Raw genomic sequence first — 643 nt, 5'->3', positions numbered from 1 at the left:
CCCAACCGCCGGGCGAGGGCGGACAACGCGGTGACGGTCGCGGGCTCGGGGCGGGGAAGGAACACGACGGTGCGCAGCGGCTGGGGACGGCAGCCGACTCTGAGCTTGGCGGCGTAGTTGGCGCGGCCCAGGTCGAGGGTGTGCGCTCCCCGGTCGATGGCCCAGAGGGCCGATTCGGTCAGCAGCCACTTGTACACGCGGTGCGCGGCCGGGTGGCGGTAGTCGATGCCGCAGGCCCACAGGTACAGGCAGCGGCGGTGGAGCCAGCCGTAGAAGCCACCGACCAGCCGGTCCCCGTCCCGGGCGGCCAGCAGGACGGCGCCGGGCACATCGGTGAGGTGCTCGAACATCTCCGGCCCGTACAGGCGGGTGCCGTGCCGGTCGGCGGTGCCGTTGGCCAGCTCGGTGAAGTACGGCAGGTGGGGGAGGGCGGCGGCGCCGGTGTACGGGGCGAGGGTCAGCCCGGTGTCGGTGCCGCGGCGCCAGGTGCGGCGGGCGTCGCTGCGGTACTTCTGCGGGATCCCGGCCCACCACCGCTCCGCGTTCGCGCCGAGGGGACGGGTGAACGCGACGTCGGTGCCCAGGTCGAGAGCGGTGACGCCGGGGGGAGCGGCGGCGGTGAGGGCGGCGGCCTGCTCGGGGG

The 643-nt window shown here is 75.4% G+C and carries 1 protein-coding gene; it reads right to left on the bottom strand.

Annotation, left to right across the window (positions count from 1 at the left end; genetic code table 11):
- On the bottom strand, nt 1–643 hold a 643-nt coding region (locus FNQ90_RS25915), incomplete at both ends, for a GNAT family N-acetyltransferase (RefSeq protein WP_182608527.1).

This window comes from Streptomyces alkaliphilus (assembly GCF_014141535.1).
GTDB lineage: Bacteria > Actinomycetota > Actinomycetes > Streptomycetales > Streptomycetaceae > Streptomyces > Streptomyces alkaliphilus.
The sequence above is the reverse complement of the archived record's forward strand: the minus strand, read 5'-3'. Positions and strand labels throughout refer to the sequence as shown.